Genomic DNA, 23,381 nt, shown 5'->3' on the forward strand with positions numbered 1-23,381 from the left:
TCACCCTTGCGCTATGTGTTCATCACACAAGCAAGGGTTTATCACATACATGGCTAAAGAATTTAAGAGATAACTATGCGCAGTTCACTCGATAAAACATTACGTAAAAAATTAGAGACAACAGTAGAAAAAGCTCGTGAGGTGGTTGAAGCTGCAGTCACAGATGCACTAACACGACTAGGTGTTGCTGATACCCAGGCTCCGAGCTATTTATCCGACGATGAGCGTAAGCTGCGTAACGCATTGCGCGCCCATGCTCGCCAGTTAGGCGATAAGCTCGTGGGTAGCGAACAAGAAACCGAATCATTGGTTAATGAAATGGCATACGAGCACTGGCACCGCATGCTGTTTGCCCGCTATCTTGAGCAAAATAATCTACTCATGTATGAAGGCACCCCGGTAACACTGGATGAGTGCAACGAGCTTGCCGAAGAAGAACCCGATTGCAAAGACGGCTGGGAACTGGCAGGGCGTTTAGCACAAAAAATGTTACCGCAAATCTTCCGTGCCGACTCTCCAGTATTTGAGATTAAGCTATCCATTAACCATATCAATACCCTAGAAAGCCTCATTGCTGAGTTAGATTTAGCCACTTTCCAAGCACAAGACAGCCTGGGTTGGTGTTATCAGTTTTGGCAAAATAAAAAGAAAAAACAGGTGAATGAGTCTGGGGTAAAGATTGGTGCTAAAGAGTTAAGTCCAGTTACCCAGTTATTTACCGAACCCTACATGGTTAGCTTTTTACTCGATAACGCCTTAGGTGCCTGGTGGGCTAAGCGTCGTTTAAGCTGTGATGACTTAATCCGCGCTAACAGCGAACAAGAACTGCGTGAACTTGCCGCTATTCCTGGCGTACCGCTTGAGTACCTGCGCTTTGTTGAAGAAGTGGAAAAATGTACCAGCAGCGGAGAGGAAATAAAAAAATGGAAATCTGCCGCAGGTGATTTTGACAAATGGCCTGAGCATTTAAGTGAGCTTAAAACCCTCGATCCCTGTTGTGGTTCTGGCCATTTCCTGGTGGCGATTTTCTTAATGTTAGTGCCAATGCGCATGCATCTTGAAGGCTTAACGGCTAAAGACGCGGTCAATGCGGTACTGCGCGATAACATCCATGGCCTGGAGTTAGACCAACGTTGTGTGGAGTTGGCTGCGTTTGCCTTAGCGCTTGAAGCATGGCGTTATCCTGGTGCGGGAGGCTATCGAGCATTACCAGAGTTGCAACTGGCTTGCTCAGGCATGTCGATTACTGAGGCGCAGAAAGAATGGAAGGATTTAGCTAAAGGCGATGAAACACTTACTGATGCTATTACCTGGATGCAACACACCTTTAAAGATGCTCCGACACTAGGGAGCTTGATTGACCCAACAAAAGCGCTTAAAGAAGGACAAATACCACCTTGGGAACTGTTACAAATAGCACTTTCCAATAAGTCTGAAGTAAGTAATGAAACTAAGGCAGCTGCGCAAGGCTTGGCAAAGGCAGCAGGTCTTCTGGTTGATAAATATCAATTGGTAATTACTAATGTGCCATATCTTACAAATACTAAGCAGGGTAAGGTTGTAAAAGATTATTGCGACCTGAACTACCTTACTTCAAAGTATGATTTAGCTACTGTTTTTATGGAGCGATGTTTTGAACTTGCGCTTATTTCAAGCTCAGTTTGCTTAGTAATGCCTCAGAATTGGCTTTTTTTAAGTAGTTATAAAAATTTACGTTACAGTATTTTACATAATAAAACGATAAATTGTATTGTTAGGTTAGGTTATGACGCATTTAATACGACATTGAATGTCGCACCAATCTTGATATCAGTAGCGAACCTCATCCCAAAGAAAAATGATCTATATGTTGATTTAGATGTAAGTGACTATGTCGGTGTAAATCCGAAATCAATAAGTTTATCTGAAGAAGTGATAAAAAATGTTAGTCAGCGAAGTCAGCTTCAAAACCCAGATCATAGAATTACATCATATGAAAGTGATGAAAATAATTTACTGATTAAGCTTGCACAAGGGCATAAGGGCATTACGACTAATGATGATCCAATGTTCGTCCGTAATTTCAGCGAGCTTTATTCAATTCGAGATGGTTGGGAGTACTTTCTTGGTACAACAGATAAAACGACTCATTTTAAAGGTGGGGAAAGAGTTGCATTCTATCAGGAAGGAAAAGGTGTAATGCGAAGGTTAGCGGCATCTCAGGAACGTGACAGAAAACGAGATCTACAAGGTAAAAATGTGTGACCCAAAAGGGGGTTGCCGTGAGTTGTATGGGCTCATTACCTGTGTCTATGTACTTCGGTTCTAAATTTAATACAAACGTAGCTGCGGTTGTTCCTGAAAAAGAAGAGTACTTGCCTGCTGTTTGGTGTTACTGCTCTTCGGATCAATATCATAATGAGGTTCGAAAAGTTGACTCTAAACTTAATGTAACCAATGCAACTTTAGCTAAAGTACCATTTGAACTTAAATATTGGACTAAAATTGCCGAAGAGAAATACCCCTACGGCATCCCACAACCACATTCAGACGATCCAACACAATGGTTCTTCCATGGCCATCCATGTGCCTCGGTAGTTTGGGATGAAGAAACCAAAACTACTGCCGTGGGTGAATTGCGCCAGGATGATACAGTACTGCAAGTCGCCGTAGCTCGTCTGCTTGGTTACCAATGGCCAGCTGAGCTAGACAAAGACATGGAACTGGCACCCGAAATGCGCCAGGTTATGCTAAAAAATGCTGACTTTGATGGTTTAGTCGATGATGATGGCATTGTCTGTATCCCGGCTATTCGTGGTGAAATGAATGCGGTTAAACGTGTAGAGGCAATATTACAAAAAGCCTATGGCACAACCTGGTCAAACTCGGTTGAAGCTAAGCTGCTTAAAGCGGTGAAATCCACCAGCATAGATGATTGGCTTCGTGATAAGTTTTTTGAACAGCATTGTAAGTTGTTCCAGCATAGACCCTTTATTTGGCAAATCTGGGATGGCTTAAAAGATGGTTTTTCGGCATTAGTGAATTATCACAAGCTCGACTATAAAGGCCTTGAACGTCTTATTTATACTTACCTTGATGACTGGATCAGTACTCAAAAGCGTGGTATCGCCGATAATATCGATGGGGCAGACATTCGTTTGTCTGCCGCAGAAAACCTAAAAGTGCAGTTAGAAGCCATATTAGAAGGCGAAGCACTGCCAGGTAAACCAGGTTTAGATATCTTTGTGCGTTGGAAACCTTTAGCGGAACAACCTATTGGTTGGAACCCAGATCTGAATGATGGGGTACGTTTAAATATTCGTCCATTCATGTATGCCCAAGATATGGGTAAAAAAGGTGCAGGGGTTCTTCGTGCTGCTCCTAATATTCATTGGAAGAAAGATCGCGGCACAGACGTCGCCTCAGCCCCATGGTTCCACCTCGGCGCAGAATACGGCGGCAAAGAAGGCGATCGCATCAACGACCACCATCTAAGCTTGGCTGAGAAGCGTAAAGCAAGAGAGGAAGCTAATGAGTAAGATAGACACGTTAACCATTAATGGATTTAAATCTATCCGAAAGTTGGATAAGCTCAAACTTAATAAATTAAACGTACTTATCGGTGCCAATGGCGTTGGTAAAAGTAACTTTGTTAGTTATTTTCGTATGTTGCATGAGCTTGTTGAAGGGCGGTTGCAAGTTTGGAATAGTAAGCAAGGTGGTGCCGATCGAGTTCTAACTTTTGGTTTGAAAGAAACCAGTAGTTTTTCGTCAACGTTATTATTTGGCAGAAATGGTTACCATGTTGAACTAGAACCTACCACAAGCGATGGCTTTACGTTCGTGTCAGAAGATGTGCACTTTAAGGGCGATCTTGTGACTACGTCACCGAATCTAGGGGCTGGGCATATGGAGTCCCTATTAAAAATGAGTGTTAAACCAATATCTAGGCACTGCTATAGCTCAATCTCAACTTGGAAGGTTTTCCATTTTCATGATACGAGTGACACCGCTGCGGTTAAGCGTGTAGGTGCACTTCATGACAATGAATATTTACGAACAGATGCTTCAAACTTGGCGGCCTATCTATTTGGACTTCGGGCTGAATTTCCTGATGTGTATAGCCAGATCAAAAAAACTGTTCGTCTAGCGGTTCCATTTTTTGATGATTTTACATTTAAACCCACTAAACTTCCTTCAGGCGAAGAACAGATCCGCTTGCTTTGGAAGCAAGCCGATAGCGATTATCCGTTTTGGCTTCAGCCAACTATCAGATGGCTCGATCCGCTTTATCTGTTTAGTGACTGCTTTGCTGCAGCCTACACCACCTTCAACCATCATTATTGATGAGCCTGAGCTTGGATTGCACCCTTACGCAATTACATTATTAGGGGCGCTGTTGCGCTCAGCGTCACAACGGATGCAGGTGATTGTTTCAACTCAGTCTGTGCCTTTGTTGAATGAATTTGAAATTGATGATCTTATTGTTGTTGAAAGAGAAAATGGCGCATCTAGCTTTAAACGTTTAGAAGAAGGTGAATTTAAATCTTGGCTTGAGGATTACTCAATTGGTGAGCTTTGGGAGAAGAATATTTTAGGCGGGAGGCCGTCAAAATGATCACCGTTCATGTAATTTGTGAAGGGCAAACAGAAGAAGCTTTTGTTAAAGATTTACTGGTAGAGCCCTTTGCCCATAAAGGTATTTATTTAAGGCCTTCGTTAATCGGTAAACCTGGGCATAAAGGCGGTAACTTCAAATTCGAACGTCTTCTGGTCGATGTAAGAAATCGCCTTACTGCAGATAAAAATTGTTATTGCACTACTTTCTTTGATTTCTATGGATTACCCCAATCATTTCCTGGAAAAAATGCTTTAGCGGCTAATGCAGCGATTACTGATAAAGCAACAACGCTACAAAATGAATTGATCGCAAAGTTGACGGAGGCGCTGGGTACTGATGTGATGAGGCGCTTTATTCCTTTTGTACAAATGTATGAGTTTGAAGGTTTATTATTCAGCGATCCTGAGAAAATGGCTTTAGGTATGGATAAGCCGGATTTAGTTGCGGAGTTCCAAGCTATAGCTGATAAGTTCGCTTCACCTGAACACATCAACAACAGCCCGCAAACAGCACCGAGTAAGCGCATCATAAAGTTAATTCATAATTATGAAAAACCACTTATGGGAACGCTAGCTGCACTAGACGTTGGCCTTGAAGTAATGCGTGGAAAATGTGAGTTATTTAATGCATGGCTGCAACAAATTGAAGCATTGGAAATAGTGTAATTATGGCGACAGTAATCGATTTTTTAGCAACACAACTACGAAACTGTGCTACCTACAATTCTGCTGTACAAGTTGCTCCAGCGGCAATTTTATGGACAGATATTGATAAGCAGTGGCAGACTGCAATGCCGTTTATCAAACAACAACTGCCTGAGTTGATTGAGCTTGGCGAGTATAAGCCTGATGAGCGCACTGTGCTCTGCAATATGGATTAAGTGTGCTATTGCGGGGATGTTAGAGGATTGCCAATTACCTGCTGGTAAAACGCCCATTATCTATTTACCAGGAGTAGGGCGCAAAGATTTACGTGCCATTGAGCAGTGCCCCGATTTTCTACGTCCGTTAGCTGAACTTCAATATCGAGGTTGCTGGTGGGCTTACAACACCGCTGGCCGTGATTGGAGCGTGTCGTCATTTTTGACCAATCCCAATGTTGGTTTAGGCCTGGATTTAGCTAAAGATAAAAAAACCTTAGATGCGATAATTCAGGTGTTACCGGATATTCTTGAATCACCGGCAGAACGGTTACAAGGTAAGAAACTCACCGCGGATGGGTTTTATGCCATTGTGTTAAATGATCCAGCTAAAGATATTTTGGGTTGGCTGAATAACCCCCAAGAGAAAGAGTCCCAATGGCAGGGTAATAAATGGGATATTTTCAAGCAGTCTTGTGCTCAGAATTACGGTTTTACACCAACTCAGACTCAACTGAATATCCCATTAAGTCTGTTATGTGAAGCCGACAGAGCTTGGCAAAGTGTGTGGCAGCGCTTTATTGATAGCGCATCTAACCTCCCTCTACTGGTTAAGCGTTTAACTGACGTTGAGCCATCAGGCTTAGCGTTTGAGGCGCAGCATTACCTATTTGAGAATAACCGTGATGAACGTGCTATTGAGAGCGAGCTTAAAGCACTAAAAGATAAGATGCGTGTTGATATTGCTGCGGTTATTGCTCGATTATGGAGTGAACAGCACCAGCGCCAATCTTGGGTTTGGGCTCAATTAGGTTTATCTCCATGGCTAGCAATATTAGCTGAGTTAAAAACTGTGCTTGAGCATACAGAAATCCCCTTTAGTGGTTCAACTCCTCAAGCTATGGCAGAGTTTTACCAAGATCGATTTTGGCAGGCTGATGCTTCGGCTATTGCCGCCATGGCTAAGGCGCAAGATATTCACCAGCAAGAAGTGATTGCTGATGTGCTAACGGTTATCTATTCCCCTTGGTTAGAGCAGGTGTCATTAAATTTTCAAACCCTTGTGGAGCAAAATGGCTACCCTGGTGATAATCAAATTAAAGAATCTACATCACATTACACAGTAGGCAGTGAGGTTATCTTTTTTGTTGATGGTTTGCGTTTTGATACCGCGAAATTATTAGAAGTTAAGTTAAGTAGGCTTGGCCTCAATATCGATTTAACTTCGCAATGGGCGGCACTACCATCGTTAACTGCGACGGCTAAAGCTGCGGTTACGCCAGTAGCAGATCTATTGTCTGGGCTACAAGATAATGAAAACTTTACACCCGTTCTATTAGGTACCGAGTCAGAGTTTTCTGCTTATCAGTTTAAAAAAGCCTTAGCCGAAAAAGGTTGGCAATATTTAGATGGTTTAGAAACTGGTGATCCTAATGGTTATGCCTGGGTGCAAACCGGCGATCTCGACAACATGGGACATGCTCAACAACGTAAAATGCCATTGCATATTGATGCTGTGCTTAATGATGTTGCCGCTCGGATAGAAGGGCTTTTCAATGCTGGATGGAAGCGTATTAAGGTGGTAACAGATCACGGCTGGCTTTGGGTGCCAAACAAGTTGGCTGAGGCGAGCATCCCTAAAACATCAGTAAAAAAACGCTTAACTCGTTGCGCTATTTTGAAAGACAATATGGGCTCATCTGGGTTAACGGTTCCTTGGCATTGGAACCCAAGTGTCACAGTTGCGATGGCTCCAGGCATTGCAGGTTATGTCGGTGGTGATTACTACAATCATGGTGGTTTGAGCCTACAAGAGTGCTTAACGCCAGTGCTAAATATCAAGATTTAGTAAACACTCGTTAAACAAATAAAGTTGTTAATACTGTAAAACAAGGACCGTTTTCGATGGGTACAGATTTAGTTCCAAGTAAAATAGAAGTAGATGACCTGTCATTCTCTACACGTTTTGGTACAAAAATAGGTGATGATTACCGTCAGGCTGTTGAAGTCATGATGGTGTTTCCGGAATATGCCTTACTTAAATATAGACAGGTACTTGAACAACTGTCTGCAGCACTGTGCAAGTTACATAAAATACCTACCGATCACTATGATTCTTTACATGTTCAAATTAATGAACTTTGTCATCAGGGAAGGATTGATGACAAATTAAAAAGTAAATTCCATGAATTAAGAATCATGACCAATAGGGCTGTTCATAAAGCACCCAGCTTTGAAGGTGATTTAGAGCAATATCAAGTTCAAGAATATAAGAAAGAGTTTATATCTGAAAGAAATAAACAAAATAAGGAAGTACAAGAAAAGGCAATACATGGTAGGGCGTTATTGTTTGAGATACTAAAAGCTTGCAGTGCTGATTTTAGATACATAAAGCCTAATGAAACGCTATACATGGCTAACTTAGAGCATCTAGAGTTGAGAGAGTTGGTGTTTAATGCCCTGAATTCTCAGTGTGCTCATGATAAGTTTTTAGGTGGCAAAGCTATTGAAAGAATACTTTCTGATCAAGAGACTCAATCAGGTTCATTGATAGCTAGTTATGCTGATATTAGCCATAAGAAATCACAATTAAAAATAGCAGCCTCATTTTACAAAGCTGCAATTGAAATTGATGCTGAATTAGATGACCTTGATACGAAGATATTACTTGATAACGCTAAAGTTAAGCAATATCAGTTATCGAGAAGCAAAGCAGAATATTTGTTCCACTTTGCTGACATAGCTGTAAATGAAGATTTAGGCGAAGAATTGTGTAAAGAAGGTTTTGCTGCTTTGGAAGTCGCTGTAAAAAAATCCTTTATGCCAGCGATAGCTTTACTGGGTGCTAAACACTATTCTGATGAAAATTACAGCAATGTGTTAAATCTGTTAATGACAGCTTTTCAATCTGATAACGCTCTCGCGGCACGTTTTTTATTTTATTATTATTCTGAGGGTAAAGCATGCAACAAAGACCCTTTGTTAGCTAAAAAATATATAGAAAAAGCCTGTGAACTTGAATGTACGGATTCTATGCTTCAATTAGCAATGGACTATTATAATGGTGATACATTTGAAAAAAATGTTGATAAAGCCAAGTATTGGATGAACCTTGCAGCAGAGAAAGGAAATCTAAAGGCAAAATTAGGCTATGATTTATTTTTCGGGAATACCATTCAAAAAATAACCTCTGCATTTTCTGATAACCTAATGAAAGCATTCGATGATGCTAAAGAAGGACTAAAATCTAAACCGCTACTCGTAGGACAAAAACTAGGAGTTAATGAGCCTTGTCATTGTGGCTCTGGTAAAAAGTTTAAAAAATGTTGTCGAAACTAATATATGCCAGTGAGCCTAGAAGGCGACTTTTGTGAGTGGTTAGGTTTAAGCTCAAGTAAGTATGGCGATGAGCTATAGAAATTGTGATGGCAAGGCACATTAGCTTATCACTACTATATTAGTTCAGCCCAATTATCTGAGCACAAATTTGCCGATGCAGTGCGCTCCCGTTTGTCCTTCGAAAATAGTCTATATTGGGTACTCGATATTTCAATTGATGAAATCAGAGTATTTAGCAGATGCATTAAGAGCGGGCTTTACAGGGGTTATTTAAATTTGAGCATTCATGTGATCACCATGAGAGCGAACCAGTAACTCGAGCGACCGAATTCAGTTGACCACGTCAGTTGTTATTTAGATTTAAAGTGTAGTATCTAAAGATAAATCAATACTCATAACTTGCTTGCACAACAACAAAGTTAACTTATTATTGCAATAATTGAATTTTATGGAGCCATAAAGTGATAAAGGAATATATTAGAAATTGCGCATGGGGTATTTCTTGTGATGCCAAATGGGAAAAATTAAGTCCTACCCAAGACATAAATGTAAAATTTTGCGATAGTTGTCAAAGAGAAGTTCATAGGTGTAAAGATGAAAGTCAAATAGTATTGAATATAAAACTAAATAGGAGTATTAGTTTTTCTGATGAGGCTGTTAAAAAAATGAATATGGATGATGGGACACCGGCTAATCGTGAATATTTCCGTAAAAATCATCTACAAAAACAACAACCTCCAGTAAGGCCTGCACAAAATTTCACCCCTGATTTAGATGAAGGTTGGGATGATGATATACCATTCTGAATATAGCTACTTGAGATTAAAATGATGTTTAATAAACTTTGGGAAAAAACAAAAGAAGTAGCTAGCCTGTATACAGGTACTTTTATTGTGGTAATGTTTCTTAATCAATTTATTTTTTTGGATTTTGCTTAAATCCTGTTTGCATAATTGCAGCAATGCCACATGTTTTATTCATAACAGTAGTTATTGGAACATGGTTAAATCGTCAAGAAGCAAAAAGAAAAAGATATTCTAGCGAAAGATAAGTCGAATGAAACATTTCAAAAAAAATCTGAGACAAGAAAAGTTATAAAGCCTAATGACTACGATGAATGGGGTGACTTCACAGACTATCTAGATAAAGGTAGTCAAGCTGTTTCTTCTACATCACAAGTGAAGGTATCAACTACTAACGCTAAAAACACCGTAATTAATCTACCTGATAATGCTAAAAAAGCTAGAGAGTTTGACAAAATAATTAACCTACTAAATGGGGCGGGGGCTGTCAAGAAGGAAATTAGAAGTAATAATGCTACAAATCACATGCTCAACTTTTCCACTAAGAGTAATGCAGCCAGTATAGATAATTCTAATTCACAGAATAAGTTTGCTGCTAGGTTCGATACACCAAATGAGACTCGTGAAAGTTTAAAGAAGAAACATAAAGAAGATATTAAAGCTAAGTTTAGAAAAGATGTTAACGATCAAAGTGAACCTCATGCGTATTTTATTTCATCTAAATCGCCTTGCGTTAACGTTAGCTTGATAGATGAAAAACATCATAATAATAATAATTTGCTTAGGGCTGAATTTGCTTCGAATTTAGATGGTAAAAAATTAACCTTAGAACATGATATAAACAATAATTATGACCCATTAGCTATTCTCGTTATGGATAATGGTAAATATATAGGTCATATATACAAGGTGGATAACGAAGAAGAGATAGATAAGTTTTGCTTTGAACATGGCCAGTTAAAAACCGAACTTTGTATCGTAAAGGTCAATAAAGGTTTTGTTCTTCAGCAAAAAATAATGGCAATTAACATTCAGGGAAACTGGAAAGCGGGCTGGGCTTTACATTTACACACAGCTAAAAGTGTAATGTTAGGAAATGGAAGTTTTGAAAATACTTATACAGCAACTGGTCATGCGCTAAATAGACTTAAATACCATAATGAAACGCAGTATATTTCGCAATTAGTCAATGAGTTGGTTGCATTCATACAGACGAGGAATGTAACACAAGACCTATCTGCAATTGTCCCCGCACCAGCTTCAAAAGTTAGACGACTTCAACCTGTGTATGTAGTAGCGGAGCAAGTTGCCAATCGTTTGGGGATTATCTATGATCCAACATATATAGAAAAAGTAAAAAATACAGATCAACTAAAATCTATTGAGAGTCCTCAAAAACGTAGCAATTTATTACAAGGGGCTTTTAATGTCGACCAGCGGTATAGAAACAAAAAAGTTCTGATTATTGATGACTTATTCAGATCCGGGTCAACTCTTAAAGAGTTGACCCGGACGATGTATAATAAAGGGTCTGTAAATGACGTTTATGTTGTAACATTAACTAAAACAAGAGTACATAGATAATGGGTAGCGTTTTCTTTTCTGGCTCTATTAGTATCAAGCGTTTACCTGAACGTATTATTCAGAGCATTAATCAGATAAATGAAATCAAAGAATTCGAGATATTAGTGGGTGATGCTGCTGGATTTGATTCACTGCTTCAAGATTATTGTGAGAAAATTGGGTTCACAAGTGTAACTGTATATTCAGTAAATGATACACCTAGGAATTTTGTGAATAGTTTCAATTTTAAACAAATCACAACTCCCGACGGAATCAAAAGTGAACGAAAAAGACAGACTTACAAAGATGAACAAATGACAGCGGACTCTAATATTAGTTTTGTTGTTTGGGATGAACAAAGCAAAGGCTCTTACAACAACATACTAAGAGCTTTAAAGTGTGATAAGAAAGTAAGAGTATTCTCAACACGCACTGAACAACCTATTAACGATATCACTATAGACAGTATTACTCGCATTTATCACAACTCGAATGGGTTAACAGCCACTGAACTTCTAGACATACTCTATACAAAAGGAGTAAAGGAATTTGATAGTGTAAAGCAATTAAACAGTTTTCTTGTAGAGCAAAAGTACGTACTTAAAGTTATTGAGGGAGGAAAATCAACATACAAGACTGCCAATGAAATATACTCATTTGATATTGTTCATCGAGGTAAACATTCTTCAGCAAAATTTAAGTATGAATTGGCAGAGCTGTTGATTCATAGATTTAAATCTAAAGACCGAAGTGATGGATACGGCAGCATAAGAGGATAGTTTGTGTTGTTGTTAATTATGCAATATTTATTACTTTTAATTTACACAATGGGCAGTATGGTAATCCCCCCTAAAAATAGTAGATTTCAAACTAGTCGTCATTTTATTCAAGTAAAACAGTTTAGCCTTTTCCGTGAACGCTCACTTATAGAGTTAATCGGTTTAGATTCGTCCAAAATTTAAGCTGGTATTGATTTTAAGGGAGGGTTACATAAGCTCTATAAACTGAGCTGTAAAAGTGTTATTTCCCTTAGTATGTTTACCTAAAATACACTGTTATGTTTTACTCTACCACTTTGTATAGTTTCAACGTTTTGTACGATCGAATCGGTTAGCTCTTGAGAGTAATCACCTCGTTGATAGAGCAAGATTAACGTGTCATCTAGCTCGATATCAAATAGCGTACAAATTTCTGCCATATCTTCGATGTCCATCGCACGCTTGTAGGCGTCCATTTGTCCTGACAAATTATAAATACTAAAGATACTGGCCATCACTCGTTTATCTTCGGTTTTCTCACCACCGCCAGGATTAACAATGCGGTTGAATTCGACTAATTCACCATTATTTAAGCACTGAGTAAAATGTTGTGCCCTAGATTTCGCACAACTAGGTGTGTAGTCATTATAAGTGACACCATTAACCCATTGAGCCTTAATCCAGTTTTGATGATCACCACGTAATGCGCGACCTTTTTTGCGAAATGGCTGCATCATTGTCGAGAAGTTCTTGCCGAATAAGCTGAATCACGCTTAGTAATTCAGGGTCTGTAGTCAATGCACTATAATCGAAGTCTGAATCAGTAAGCTTACCAGGTACGACAATGTAACCTTTGGTTAAGTATGTTTTTGAGTCATTAAGCTTTCTGGTTACGATAGTTTCTATTGTTGGTGTAACAACAGTGCCTCTGTCGAATCCTCGGACATCATACTTAGCACAAATTTGTTCAAATACGTCCTGAAGTCCTTCAAACTCTTTGTCCTTATCTCGGGACTCTAAATGCTCTAATAACTCACTGTATGCTCGAACCGCATCTAGATTGGTATAGTGTTTTGCCTGTGTATTTTGATGATAGCCACATGCACGACCAATGTTGGCCTGGATTACTGCTGCAATGTTGGCAATACTACTGTCCCAGGTATTGATTAATGTCTCTTTCATTTCCTGACCAAAATTAACACCAGCGCGGAATCCTGCGACAGTAATAGCAATCAGTTTTTCATCAAATAGACTCGCCGTTTCAAACTCTCTTTTTAAATCATCAATGGAGCAGAGTTCATGATCCTCAACACCGACTAACTTTTGGCCAACTATGTGAATTTGGTCTTCATCAATACCATTTTTGAGTAAGAGCTGTTTTGCCAACTTTGCTTGACTACTTGGAACTCTGACGAGAGACCAACCAGTACCCACATGTTCTTTAAATTGCTTAATAAAGCGCTTTCTCATCAGCGATTCTTCACAGAAATCTCGGTGACTCTCATCAAGTTTAATAATCTGGTTGAAGCGATACATCTGGCGAATACCATGATATTCGCTACTTGTCTGATGAAATACGAGGGAGGTATTAAAGTTATGGTGTAAAATGGAGTCTGCACCCGCAGCATAAAGAGCGCTGAATGGTGTTGCGGAAACAAAAGCAACTCGGCAATGAATATTATCCTTTTCTAAGTAACTGAACACTTTATCATAACGGACACTGTCGCTACTTGAACCGTAGTGACATTCATCAATGATAATAAGTTGTGGCTGTTGATGTTTAAAATCCGCTTTTAGGGCTGTTTCGAAGTTGGTAAAGTTGCTTACAACGACATTTTTACATGGAGCTAAATCTTTTTTAGCTTGTTCTTGAAGGGCTATATCAGCCATGGTGACTAGGTAAAGTGTATCTTTTAACTTTTTTCTATCACTAATGAATTCATCAGAAAGTGATAGTCGTTGTAACCCTGCTAATGCTAAAGCAATCCCAGATTTTCCTGATTGCATCTCTGCTGCAATGACAACCGCTCTTGAGCCCGAATTAAATTTAAAGAATGTACTATGAGCCGCATTTCGCTGGTGTTCGAATGTATGTTCTTGAATTGTTTTTTCAACATAGAGCCGATGATTTTGCGCCATTGTATGTACCTTAATTCAGGTTGGGGGAGAGATTCCCCCCTTTATATTTAGTAGATAAGCTCAGCGGTATCAGAGAAATGAGATTCATCACTGAGTTCGCCTGATTTTGCAGGTAATTTATTGTGTTCTTTTTTGAGCAGTGAACGTTCGAGATCGTATTCTCCGCGTTTATAAATAACGAACATTGTGTCATCTCGTTCAATACCAAAGTGATCGCACATCTCCCATACATCCTCTGTAGTCATGATTTTTTTATCAACCTGCCTACGGGATATGTTGTAGATGCTAAATATAGAGGCTGTAATGAGTTTGTTTTCTGACAACTCGCCAGAGCCTGGTGCTACCACGCGATTAAATTCAAGATATTCACCTTGATCAAGCATCTGCGTGTACATAATGGTTTTCTCTTTTTGTGTGCCATCTACACGAGCTTTTTCTGGGTTGTTGTAACTGTCACCATTGATCCAATGCGCCTTGATCCAGTTTTTGGTTTTGCCCCGCATGGCTCTATTGCCTTTAACACTTGGAGCACCTTTAGCAGTAAATTCATTCCTTATTAAATCAATGGCCTGCAAGATATGCTTGTCGTCAGTATAGTGACTAAAATCTGAATCATGGTCTAGTAACTTTGCGGGAACTGCTATGTAATTACTGGTCTTGTAAGTTTCAACATCTCCGATGGGACGACGGCGTTTGTATTTTATAGTCAGTCCAACATCTAATCCATTTACTTGATATTCTTGGCAAACATCTTCAAAAAATTCTTTCAAACCATCGAAATCTGAAGCGGCTGATTCTGAACATGTTTTTTCTAGATGGTCTAAAATGGCAGCATAAGCTTCAGCTGCATTTATATTTGTATAGTGCATAGATGAGTTATTACCATGATAACCACAAGCTCGCCCAATGTTAGCCTGTACGACAGCAGCGACACTTGCAACAGTACTGTCCCAGGTTGATATCAGATTATTCTTCATCATGGCGCCAAAATTAATTCCGGCTCTTGCTCCAGCCACAGTAATTGCGATTAGTTTATCTCCAAATAACTGTGCATCATCAAACTCTTTTTTAAAACGTTCAATACTGCAATGTTCATCTTCAGGTACACCGCTCAGAGAGTTACCTAATATGTAAACTGAATCTTCTGCCACACCCTGTGAGATCATGAATTCTTTAGCATTCATTGCACTGCCTGCCGGGACGCGAACTAAAGACCAACCTACGCCTTGATGTGCTTTAAACTGGTTAATGAAAGCATCTCGCTCATCAGAAGGGTAAAGAAAGTTTCTGCTGTCACCTTCTAAGCTTTGAACTTTACCATTATTAAGCATTTCTCTAACGCCATAGTACTCGTTGCTTGTTTTGTGGAAAACTAAGCGAGTGTTGAAGTCTCGGCGAAGAATAGAATCTTTTAGTGCTTTTTCAGCAATTTCATTAGCTTCTTTTAATAGCTTGTTGTCTTGTTCAGATTCGGCTTCAGCTTGAAGCTCTAGAGCTTCTTCATATTCTGTTTCTGCGCCATACAATGCACCAAAAGGGGTTGCAGAAATGAACACCACTTTACATGAGTCATTTTCCTGCTCTAAGTAATCAAAAATTTTGCTATATCGAACGGCTGAAACATTTGAACCGTAGTGACATTCATCAATAATTATGAGTTTAGGTGGATTTCCTTTGAATTCGTTCTCAAGTGCTTTTTCAAAATTTACAAAGTTGCTAACGATGACATTTTTCGCAAGTACTAAGTCATCTTCAGCTTGCTCTTTCAACGCTGTATCTGGCATGGTCACGAGATAGAGTGTGTCTTTAAGATGTTTTCTTTCGCAGATCTCTTGATCGCTAAGGCTTAAACGCTGTAAGCAACATAAGGCAAGAGCAATACCAGACTTTCCAGCTTGCATTTCTGCAGCGGTAACAACAGCTCTTACAGCTCCAGTAAGAGCAGAAAATGTTTTTGTAGCCGCATCAACCTGGTGGGCATGTAAAGCATCACTCTCAAGAATTTCGTTGATAAGTTGGCGATGTTGTTTTGATTTATGGTTCATGTCTTTGTTCATCCTTGAATTCAATAAAATACACATAATATAGTTTACTTGATAAGTTCGATTAAATTAATATTAATCATAGAATTATCAATATTTTTTGATAAGAAACACAATACGCTTCAAATTAAATGATCTTAAGGTCAAAGGATTGATTTATGTTGCTTGGTATACCTTTTGGACGAGATAAAAACACTGGCGAATGGAAAGACGTAGCAGAAGTGACACGTGGTATAGACTGTAATTGTGTATGTCCTTCATGCAAATTGCCTTTATCTGCACGTCATGGTGATGAACGAGAATGGCATTTTGCGCACCATACTCGAAATATTTCAAAAGAAGATATAGTTGATTGTGAATTCTCATTTCAGGTGTCTTTACGGATGATGATTCATCAATTATTTATTGATGGTCTTGCACTAAAAGTTCCAGGTTACAATCAACATATCACGGTTCCCAGACAATTAAATAATTCAATTGATTCAATAGTCACAATTACAGGTGAACGATTGATTAACACCCGAGAAGTTAACTACAGTATTGACTCAATTTTTCTAGGGCAACAAGTTGATGTAATATTTAATTTTGGAACTGCAACGCTAATCGTATATTTATCGTATCGTGGTAGAGAGTTTCCTTTTAGTAAACGGCTGTTAAAAAATGCTAAAGCTGGAGCATTAATCTTTGACCTCGAAAAGTTGACTCAGATTTTCTACCGTAAACCTTTTACTGATGAAGATCAGCTTGGAACTGCAAGGACACAATTGTTAGGTTGGTTGAAATCAAGTATTGAAGCTAAATCTTGGTACTATCACCCAAGGGAGGATAAGTTAATAGATGACAGAAATAACGAAATTAATGAAGCTCTTCGAAATAAAAAATCAGCCACTAATCATTTTACAATACCTGCGCATAAACTCTCAAAATGTAAATGTTTAGGATGCGGACACACATTTACTGGTTATAAAAACATAGCTAATTCATGTCCTAATTGTAAAACACACCTTTATGTTAGTAACTTCTAGTTTAGTCGTAAGCCGTCAAATTGTATAAATAGAAACTATCGGTTATGTGAAAGATGTTCAATTTTTACTAACTAGGGTAGGGGTCACAGCAAGTCACTTCTAAAAACTAATTTGGGCACATGGGCACAAGTTTGGGCACAAATGATGTTAACTTTGATTTTTACCGCGTATAAGCATATCAATTTATTTATTGATTGAAATGTTGTGCCTGTTTGAATATATTTTAAGATAGTAGTTTTTAATTTGGTTTGGGCACAGAGTAAAGTGATTTTTAATGAGGTAAAGCATTGAATTAAAGCTAGAAATGGTACACCCGAGTGGACTCGAACCACCGACCCCTACCATGTCAAGGTAGTGCTCTAACCAGCTGAGCTACGGGTGTATTGTTTACTTTTTAATAAAATCTCAATGTTTAAACTCTTTGAGAAGAGTGGTACACCCGAGTGGACTCGAACCACCGACCCCTACCATGTCAAGACGTGTTAAATTTAATTTTAGTAAATCTCTCCAAACTCTACATTTCAGCTGTATCCCTTTATTAATCTCATTTTAGTATCGTAATCAGTATCTCATTTTCGATAATTTAAGCGAATATTCGCAATATTTTTGCTTGAAGTCGGCGCGATTTAGGCACAATATGAAAATGTCGAAATTGACCACTATTTTGTCATTTAGGGGGAGTGATGAACGTACATGCTGAGCATTTCAATAAGAGTTTAGATAAGTTGCTAGTCGACGTTAAACTCGAGATGGTTGCATTTAATCAAATTCAACTTGAGCGTTCGCTTAAAACCTTCTGTGAATCGTTTAACCTTCTTAGCACTCTAAAACCAAGTTCAGATGATAGCGTCGAATCCCCCGCATCAATATTGCTCGACTCATATCAAGCACCCTTGTTAGCAAGTAAAACTGAGGCTGGTTATTATCGTTTAATTTCTGGATTATTGACCTATCAAAAGCTATGTAAAATATATGCTGGTGATGCCAAAGCTCCAGTACCTTGCATTGTGTTACCTCGGCGCCCTAATAAAGACACACTCCATTTATTAATGCTCAATGATATTGTTAGGCCGTTATTAAAACAGTTTGTTAATGTCACAGGTGATTCAATCACTCAATCTCTATCTGAATGGTTTGTCACTGATGAACACCCATCAGTTTTTAACTCCCCACAATGGCAATCGCTGTTTCCAATGATAAAAACCAAAACACAATTGTGCGAGTGGTTACATGTCAGCACTAAAACGGTCAGATTAAAATGACAAGTCTCAAACAACATTTAATAGAGCATATATGTCTATATTGCGAACTCAAAATGCCGCAAATTGGCAAAGACGAAGTGAGTGAAGATCTAGATGAATTTGTTGAGCGTATATTCGCCCCAGAATCTCTCGGGGGACTTAAACAAGTAATTCGAATGATAGATGGTATACGAAATATATCTTTTAACTCAGCACAATCGATAATGAAAGAGTTGCATTTGGCAACCTATATTTTTGATGCATTGCACAAGTATAGTTTTGATATCGAGGATCGTTATATCAGCAATGAATATCACCGGACCAAGTATCAAAAAGGGTGGTGCAGTGAATATCCCTTTTATGTTGTATTGCTTAAATCTTATGAGTACAACCTGACGATAAAATCATGCGAATTATTTGCTACATTCATCAAGCACTATTACTCAGTGTTAGATACCCTCAGAGACAAAGACTTAGCAAGGGAATCTTCAACCAGGGAAGAAGATGCCTGTTCTAATTTCAGGCTTTTCATGAGAACCACTGCCCCAGAACTGAATTTTGTACGCGAGACAATACCAAATACATCGGCCGATTCACCAACGGCCATTGCCCACCAACTAGATCAATATCTTACAAGTAAAGAAACATGGCCATATCTACCACATAAAAATTATCTTCGAACACTGTGTCATTTCTTTTCAAATGATTGGAAACCTGCAAAACATATCACTCGAAGAAGACCTGCAATTGATAGAGTACCTAAACGTTATGCAGATCCCATTGCGATCCCGATTGTCGGCGCGCATGATGACATATTCGCATTGATCCCTGACGAACCTTTAATACCTAACAGTGAAGGTTTAAATGATGATGATCAATATGCTGCTCAGACATTTGTGATTAATAACCGTGACGTTGATACAAAACGTGATAAAACAGAACTACTCGACACAGCTATTCCTTTCAATAAGCACGTACAAAAGCGAACAACTATTGATGTTACCGCAAGTGTTCGTCGCTCTCATAATATGGGTATACAAAATACACAATTATTAATGCCTGAAGAGCTTAACTTCTTCATTGAAAAATTAATCTTGATGGGGCATCGACCAGCCAACCGCGAGAATGGCGATAGTGATTTGGCTAATGTTATTGCTAAGTAAATCTATAGAAGAAATACAAAGCTTAGTCGTGTTTACAGACTTATCTAAAAAACAGCAGGGCTTGTATGTCGATGATCTTGGGCAAGGGTGGTGGTTCTTCTATATTAGCCATTCAGCAAAGGCTAAGCTGGATAACGAAGGGTTAAGGGAAGTCAAAGAGGAGGTATTTACGCCATGCCCCTCGTTTTTACTAAAACTCATAGTTGAAAATCGGGTGGCTCAATTAACCGACCCATCCTTAAGGAAAAAGATTCAAAAATAATTACGAGTTCAGTCGTGCGAAAACTAAAAAAGCTATCAGATCGACATGCTTCAGGCCGCGTAAGTGTCCGACGATTGATTAACTTTGTTAGTTATTATCTTAATTCAACTGATGTTATCGATCCTATTTTTATCGACTATAGCTATGCAGTTCATATGTACACGACTCGTGTTGCGAGAAGTTACGCGAATGTCAGGGATCATTTTAGAACCGAGCAACTCTCCAAATTATGGCAAAATGTTGAACAAGATATTCAACGGTACACGGGCAAACCACTACCGATTTCATTATTTGAGCTTCGACATTTTGATCAAACTAATCCCTTCTTGGGGTCATCATTCACACCGGCAAATGATGCCATATCAACCTTAATTAACTCGTTAACAAAGCGAGTGTCAGCGTCTATACCTGGTTTTCAACATCGATTGCTAGATATGATTGAATATCATAATGCATTTACCGCTTATACAGCTTGGATGTTGCTATTTGGAACGGGCTATAGAGCGGCTTGGAATCCGTTACCGACATTTGCCATATTTTTACCGTCATTAAATTTAATGGGTATAAGTGATAAAGACGATTCTGACTTTAGTCATTCTCGTATCGTCGCAGTGCCCAATGTTTTAGTGTCTCAACTGAACGAATATAAACGTCACTTAGGATGTTTACGTTCATTGTTGCGCGTGTTATTGCCAAAGATGTGCAGCATGATTGACAACATAGTTGACGTTGAGCAAAACGTGTTGAGTTTTAATCATTCTCAGGCAACACAATGGTACAAAGTCATCCGTAATTCACGTAAAGAACAAGATCCTTTCTTTTTTAAATAGACAAGGCAATAGTGTTGTAGCGACAAATTTATCACCATCACAGCTTGTTAACTATTGTAAAAACACAATACAACTGCCTGCTAATGCTGGACGACATTGGTTGAAATCTCATTTACTAGAGAAAAATATTTGTCCTGAGTTAATCAATTTCCAAATGGGTCATTGGCAAGCCGGAGAAGTGCCATTAGGTCATTATTCAGCTTTAAGCCATGTTGAAGCCATTAATGAAATTGTCCCTGTGCTTGATGAGTTATTTGAGGAGGTTGGATGGAAATTATTAAAGTCCGTCATTTCATAAAAAACCTCAACGAAAGTGGAAAATTTCACCCTTTATATCGAGAGGTGTTTGATGCATATATAAAAAAAGATGAGTTTGCATTCAAAGAAGATACTCAACGCAAAGCTGAAGAAGATACTCAACGCAAAGCTGAAGATGATACTCAACGCAAAGCTGAAGATGATACTCAAAGTAAAGCTGAACAGGATTTTTATCAATCTTATAAAAATTTACTTGGACATTTAAAAAAACGTTTCATTCTGTCCGAAACAAAAATTTTACCTGCTGAGCTAGAGGCGTTAATTGCGCAACTAAAACCAGCGGTGTTGAGTAAGCAAACGCAGTTGTTGATCTTACAATCAATACTCAACTATGCCAAAAAACATCATGGCATAGATTCTCCTAACATACCGTCTATTGTTACTCTTAAACGTGATAAACCTATTTTATCACCGGTTGAGCTCGTCAAGCTGCTGATTGTTGATATGCTTTACTCGCTACTCGATAAAGAATTAATTAGCCCAAATAGAGCTCTATCTAATAACGAAAAACTAGGGCGAGCAGCACTGTTAGTTTATTTAACAGTGAATGTGAGCAAGACTCAGGAGCTTCTTTCGATCCTTGAGCATCCTCAGGATGTGTTTTATGTCGGCGGAATTTGTTATTGGCAAAAACAGCAGCGAGCAACAGAGCCAACAAGATACATATTGAGTGATGTTGCGGTAATGGCATTACAACAATTGGCTAACGTAAAACAAGACACATCAAAGATCCAAACGTGTATCCTCAAGTATTTAAATACAGCATCTGAATTTGATTGGCCGGATCTATCAATGCTTAAATTACGTACACTGAGAAAAATTCATAATATTCTGCAGTTAGGACCAGTACAGTATCAGATGTATTTTTTACCCAGTATGAGTCAAGCATTACCAGATCATGCTTTTATGCGGATTTTAACTGATAAAGCATGCTTATATTTCGAGCCGCATTTGTTAGGGCAAGTGATTTATGCACAAACGAATTTAAACAATTGAGGCATGTGGCCAACAACAACCATTGTTTTATTGCTATTGATACTACATTAAAACAACTAGATGCCATTTATTCGGATTTAATCAAAGAAGCATCAAGATCAGAAAGTTTAGATACTTTGAGTAAAAAGCTTAAGTCATTAGATGTCACCGCCAATCCTTATCTCTGGCTGCTATGCTCTTGGTTATTTTCACTGTTAAAAAATGGGAGGTACCTACAAGCGCCGATTAAAGTTGGCCACTGCAGTGGATTATGTCGAAGTTTGAGCAAGCCGTTTCTCGCCGTATTTAGTACTTGCGATCTAGGGTTATTATCGGGTGAAGATTGGGCTAATAAGCTCAATGAATCCGCTGAAATGTTTACCTCAGCACAACGAAAAAAGTATGTGTATTATTTCGCACAGTTTTTAGTCGAAACAAATTCAGTTCGTGATCTCTGCCTATCCGATATTGATGTTATTGGTAGTTCTAGTGAAGTAGACGCGAATTTAATTTCCCCAAGTCATATTGATGAAGTCTTGGAATATCTCACAGATCATATTCATGATGGTGTTGTCTATCAATATGCCTATTTTTTGTTATGTTTTGCTTTTACAGCGGCTTACGCAGGAATGAAGCTTCAAAATTAACTTGGGCTGACTTTTCATTTGAAGTCAATACGCCAGCCAAAGATGCATTTGACTATGTGCAGCTTTCGGTTAGACCCAATCAGCATCGCACGCTCAAAACGACTTCTGCTCGACGGGAGTTACCACTAGATGCACTTTGGCCAATGACAGCCATAGAAAAGTTACGGGTGCGATATCAAATACAGCAACACTCAGGTGCAAACAAAAAGGCGCTATTGTTTGAAGATGCAACTCGAGTCAATCAGGCTTATGAGTTAATAACAGATTTAATTCGTCACTTTACTCAAGACTACACTTTACGAATTCATCATCTTCGTCATAGTTTTGCTAATTGGTCTTGGTGCCGCTTAAATCCAAGAACCATAAAGCAGGGGCGTGTACAACTAACGATGTTCGGTCATCAAATATTCGATGATGATTACCTACAACGGTTACAAAGCAGATTACGCTTTAATATGAATAGCCGTAAAAAAATGTTCATCTTGGCTCATCTGATGGGGCATAAAGATGTTCAATCAACGTTAAATAGCTATTTACACCTTAAAGATATTTTGTACTACTTAGACTTTAAGCCTTCCTTTACGTTAACTAAATATTTTACTTCAGAATGTGTTGGGCGAGTATCTTGGCTAGAACCAGAGCCGGGCTTAAGTTTGGCTGAAAGGTTAATCTATTACACTCGAGATACAGAAGCGAAATTAGCAATAAAGCCTGCACCATTAACGTCATCCTTGTCGGTTCCAACATTTTCAACATATGTAAGAGAAATAAAACCAAATACTGAGATAAGCAGCATGACTTTAGGCGCGCACTGAAC

Annotated in this window: 23 protein-coding genes, 1 tRNA gene and 1 pseudogene; 21 read left to right on the plus strand and 4 right to left on the minus strand. The window is 38.8% G+C overall.

Features of this window, described 5'->3' with window-relative positions:
• Positions 1-75 precede the first annotated feature (75 nt).
• The 12 genes and pseudogenes from N4T56_RS08700 (at position 76) to N4T56_RS08750 (ending at position 11,943) form a co-directional block, all read left to right on the plus strand.
• The gene (locus N4T56_RS08700; protein WP_261732934.1) at positions 76-2,244 is read left to right on the plus strand and encodes a BREX-1 system adenine-specific DNA-methyltransferase PglX; all 2,169 of its coding nucleotides are present in this window, start codon (positions 76-78) and stop codon (positions 2,242-2,244) included.
• Positions 2,241-3,518, plus strand: a complete 1,278-nt coding sequence (locus N4T56_RS08705; RefSeq protein ID WP_261732935.1) for a BREX-1 system adenine-specific DNA-methyltransferase PglX — start codon at positions 2,241-2,243, stop codon at positions 3,516-3,518. Before N4T56_RS08700 ends, N4T56_RS08705 begins: the two co-directional genes overlap by 4 nt.
• The gene (locus N4T56_RS08710) at positions 3,511-4,326 is read left to right on the plus strand and encodes an AAA family ATPase (protein ID WP_261732936.1); all 816 of its coding nucleotides are present in this window, start codon (positions 3,511-3,513) and stop codon (positions 4,324-4,326) included. The genes N4T56_RS08705 and N4T56_RS08710 overlap by 8 nt, the downstream gene beginning before the upstream one ends.
• Positions 4,280-4,378: pseudogene (locus N4T56_RS22720) on the plus strand (AAA family ATPase); the annotation flags it as partial. The gene N4T56_RS08710 and the pseudogene N4T56_RS22720, both read left to right, overlap by 47 nt.
• The gene (locus tag N4T56_RS08715; RefSeq protein WP_261732937.1) at positions 4,379-4,597 is read left to right on the plus strand and encodes an AAA family ATPase; all 219 of its coding nucleotides are present in this window, start codon (positions 4,379-4,381) and stop codon (positions 4,595-4,597) included. It abuts the pseudogene before it with no gap.
• The gene (locus N4T56_RS08720) at positions 4,594-5,265 is read left to right on the plus strand and encodes a DUF4276 family protein (RefSeq protein ID WP_261732938.1); all 672 of its coding nucleotides are present in this window, start codon (positions 4,594-4,596) and stop codon (positions 5,263-5,265) included. The genes N4T56_RS08715 and N4T56_RS08720 overlap by 4 nt, the downstream gene beginning before the upstream one ends.
• A gap of 2 nt (positions 5,266-5,267) precedes the next feature.
• Positions 5,268-5,480: a hypothetical protein gene (locus N4T56_RS08725; RefSeq protein ID WP_261732939.1), complete on the plus strand. Its 213-nt coding sequence runs from the start codon at positions 5,268-5,270 to the stop codon at positions 5,478-5,480.
• Entirely contained in the window at positions 5,449-7,308 is a 1,860-nt protein-coding gene (gene pglZ, locus N4T56_RS08730) for a BREX-1 system phosphatase PglZ type B (RefSeq protein WP_261732940.1), read from the plus strand. Before N4T56_RS08725 ends, pglZ begins: the two co-directional genes overlap by 32 nt.
• Positions 7,309-7,364: 56 nt before the next feature.
• Entirely contained in the window at positions 7,365-8,798 is a 1,434-nt protein-coding gene (locus N4T56_RS08735; RefSeq protein WP_261732941.1) for a DUF4145 domain-containing protein, read from the plus strand.
• Between the two features lie 461 nt (positions 8,799-9,259).
• Positions 9,260-9,604, plus strand: coding sequence for a hypothetical protein (locus tag N4T56_RS08740; RefSeq protein ID WP_261732942.1), 345 nt, complete (start codon positions 9,260-9,262; stop codon positions 9,602-9,604).
• A gap of 372 nt (positions 9,605-9,976) precedes the next feature.
• Positions 9,977-11,185: a ComF family protein gene (locus tag N4T56_RS08745; RefSeq protein WP_261732943.1), complete on the plus strand. Its 1,209-nt coding sequence runs from the start codon at positions 9,977-9,979 to the stop codon at positions 11,183-11,185.
• Positions 11,185-11,943, plus strand: a complete 759-nt coding sequence (locus tag N4T56_RS08750; protein WP_261732944.1) for a hypothetical protein — start codon at positions 11,185-11,187, stop codon at positions 11,941-11,943. The genes N4T56_RS08745 and N4T56_RS08750 overlap by 1 nt, the downstream gene beginning before the upstream one ends.
• Positions 11,944-12,206: 263 nt before the next feature.
• Here the strand turns inward: N4T56_RS08750 and N4T56_RS08755 are convergent, their stop codons facing one another.
• Genes N4T56_RS08755 through N4T56_RS08765 form a run of 3 tightly spaced genes read right to left on the minus strand, consistent with a single transcriptional unit; the run spans position 12,207 to position 16,106 of the window.
• Positions 12,207-12,659 (minus strand): hypothetical protein, encoded by a 453-nt coding sequence (locus tag N4T56_RS08755; RefSeq protein WP_261732945.1) that lies wholly within the window; start codon positions 12,657-12,659, stop codon positions 12,207-12,209.
• Positions 12,616-14,061 (minus strand): DEAD/DEAH box helicase family protein, encoded by a 1,446-nt coding sequence (locus N4T56_RS08760; protein WP_261732946.1) that lies wholly within the window; start codon positions 14,059-14,061, stop codon positions 12,616-12,618. The genes N4T56_RS08755 and N4T56_RS08760 overlap by 44 nt, the downstream gene beginning before the upstream one ends.
• 47 nt (positions 14,062-14,108) lie before the next feature.
• The gene (locus N4T56_RS08765) at positions 14,109-16,106 is read right to left on the minus strand and encodes a glutathione synthase (protein WP_261732947.1); all 1,998 of its coding nucleotides are present in this window, start codon (positions 16,104-16,106) and stop codon (positions 14,109-14,111) included.
• A gap of 155 nt (positions 16,107-16,261) precedes the next feature.
• On the opposite strand from N4T56_RS08765, the gene N4T56_RS08770 reads away from it, so the two are divergent.
• Positions 16,262-17,128 carry a competence protein CoiA family protein gene (locus N4T56_RS08770; RefSeq protein WP_261732948.1) on the plus strand — a complete coding sequence of 289 codons (867 nt, stop codon included), beginning with the start codon at positions 16,262-16,264 and terminating at the stop codon, positions 17,126-17,128.
• Between the two features lie 305 nt (positions 17,129-17,433).
• Here N4T56_RS08770 and N4T56_RS08775 read toward each other — a convergent pair.
• A tRNA-Val gene (locus N4T56_RS08775) sits at positions 17,434-17,510 on the minus strand.
• A gap of 301 nt (positions 17,511-17,811) precedes the next feature.
• Between N4T56_RS08775 and N4T56_RS08780 the strand changes: the two genes are divergently transcribed.
• The 8 genes from N4T56_RS08780 (at position 17,812) to N4T56_RS08815 (ending at position 23,379) form a co-directional block, all read left to right on the plus strand.
• A complete protein-coding gene (locus N4T56_RS08780; RefSeq protein ID WP_261732949.1) occupies positions 17,812-18,390 on the plus strand; it encodes a hypothetical protein in 579 nt (192 codons plus the stop codon).
• A 53-nt stretch (positions 18,391-18,443) separates the two neighbouring features.
• Complete coding sequence (locus N4T56_RS08785) at positions 18,444-19,532, plus strand: hypothetical protein (protein WP_261732950.1); 1,089 nt, start codon at positions 18,444-18,446, stop codon at positions 19,530-19,532.
• On the plus strand, positions 19,516-19,794 hold the full coding sequence (locus tag N4T56_RS08790) for a hypothetical protein (protein ID WP_261732951.1): 279 nt from the start codon (positions 19,516-19,518) through the stop codon (positions 19,792-19,794). Before N4T56_RS08785 ends, N4T56_RS08790 begins: the two co-directional genes overlap by 17 nt.
• Before the next feature lie 155 nt (positions 19,795-19,949).
• Entirely contained in the window at positions 19,950-20,624 is a 675-nt protein-coding gene (locus N4T56_RS08795) for a hypothetical protein (protein WP_261732952.1), read from the plus strand.
• Between the two features lie 100 nt (positions 20,625-20,724).
• The gene (locus tag N4T56_RS08800) at positions 20,725-20,922 is read left to right on the plus strand and encodes a hypothetical protein (RefSeq protein ID WP_261732953.1); all 198 of its coding nucleotides are present in this window, start codon (positions 20,725-20,727) and stop codon (positions 20,920-20,922) included.
• The gene (locus tag N4T56_RS08805; RefSeq protein WP_261732954.1) at positions 20,892-21,938 is read left to right on the plus strand and encodes a hypothetical protein; all 1,047 of its coding nucleotides are present in this window, start codon (positions 20,892-20,894) and stop codon (positions 21,936-21,938) included. The genes N4T56_RS08800 and N4T56_RS08805 overlap by 31 nt, the downstream gene beginning before the upstream one ends.
• A gap of 5 nt (positions 21,939-21,943) precedes the next feature.
• The gene (locus N4T56_RS08810; protein WP_261732955.1) at positions 21,944-22,564 is read left to right on the plus strand and encodes a hypothetical protein; all 621 of its coding nucleotides are present in this window, start codon (positions 21,944-21,946) and stop codon (positions 22,562-22,564) included.
• A complete protein-coding gene (locus N4T56_RS08815; RefSeq protein ID WP_261732956.1) occupies positions 22,516-23,379 on the plus strand; it encodes a tyrosine-type recombinase/integrase in 864 nt (287 codons plus the stop codon). The genes N4T56_RS08810 and N4T56_RS08815 overlap by 49 nt, the downstream gene beginning before the upstream one ends.
• Positions 23,380-23,381 lie beyond the last annotated feature (2 nt).

Origin of the sequence: Shewanella phaeophyticola, from assembly GCF_025398315.1 — a bacterium.
Taxonomy (GTDB): Bacteria; Pseudomonadota; Gammaproteobacteria; order Enterobacterales; family Shewanellaceae; genus Shewanella; species Shewanella phaeophyticola.

Excerpts from the sequence above, each read along its gene's own strand:
- N4T56_RS08700 (WP_261732934.1), top strand. The coding sequence starts at position 76 with ATGCGCAGTTCACTCGATAAAACATTACGTAAAAAATTAGAGACAACA.
- N4T56_RS08710 (WP_261732936.1), top strand. The coding sequence starts at position 3,511 with ATGAGTAAGATAGACACGTTAACCATTAATGGATTTAAATCTATCCGA.
- N4T56_RS08720 (WP_261732938.1), top strand. The coding sequence starts at position 4,594 with ATGATCACCGTTCATGTAATTTGTGAAGGGCAAACAGAAGAAGCTTTT.
- N4T56_RS08725 (WP_261732939.1), top strand. The coding sequence starts at position 5,268 with ATGGCGACAGTAATCGATTTTTTAGCAACACAACTACGAAACTGTGCT.
- pglZ (WP_261732940.1), top strand. The coding sequence starts at position 5,449 with ATGAGCGCACTGTGCTCTGCAATATGGATTAAGTGTGCTATTGCGGGG.
- N4T56_RS08735 (WP_261732941.1), top strand. The coding sequence starts at position 7,365 with ATGGGTACAGATTTAGTTCCAAGTAAAATAGAAGTAGATGACCTGTCA.
- N4T56_RS08750 (WP_261732944.1), top strand. The coding sequence starts at position 11,185 with ATGGGTAGCGTTTTCTTTTCTGGCTCTATTAGTATCAAGCGTTTACCT.
- N4T56_RS08755 (WP_261732945.1), bottom strand. The coding sequence starts at position 12,659 with ATGATGCAGCCATTTCGCAAAAAAGGTCGCGCATTACGTGGTGATCAT.
- N4T56_RS08760 (WP_261732946.1), bottom strand. The coding sequence starts at position 14,061 with ATGGCGCAAAATCATCGGCTCTATGTTGAAAAAACAATTCAAGAACAT.
- N4T56_RS08765 (WP_261732947.1), bottom strand. The coding sequence starts at position 16,106 with ATGAACCATAAATCAAAACAACATCGCCAACTTATCAACGAAATTCTT.
- N4T56_RS08770 (WP_261732948.1), top strand. The coding sequence starts at position 16,262 with ATGTTGCTTGGTATACCTTTTGGACGAGATAAAAACACTGGCGAATGG.
- N4T56_RS08780 (WP_261732949.1), top strand. The coding sequence starts at position 17,812 with ATGAACGTACATGCTGAGCATTTCAATAAGAGTTTAGATAAGTTGCTA.
- N4T56_RS08785 (WP_261732950.1), top strand. The coding sequence starts at position 18,444 with ATGCCGCAAATTGGCAAAGACGAAGTGAGTGAAGATCTAGATGAATTT.
- N4T56_RS08790 (WP_261732951.1), top strand. The coding sequence starts at position 19,516 with ATGTTATTGCTAAGTAAATCTATAGAAGAAATACAAAGCTTAGTCGTG.
- N4T56_RS08795 (WP_261732952.1), top strand. The coding sequence starts at position 19,950 with ATGTACACGACTCGTGTTGCGAGAAGTTACGCGAATGTCAGGGATCAT.
- N4T56_RS08805 (WP_261732954.1), top strand. The coding sequence starts at position 20,892 with ATGGAAATTATTAAAGTCCGTCATTTCATAAAAAACCTCAACGAAAGT.
- N4T56_RS08815 (WP_261732956.1), top strand. The coding sequence starts at position 22,516 with ATGTTTTGCTTTTACAGCGGCTTACGCAGGAATGAAGCTTCAAAATTA.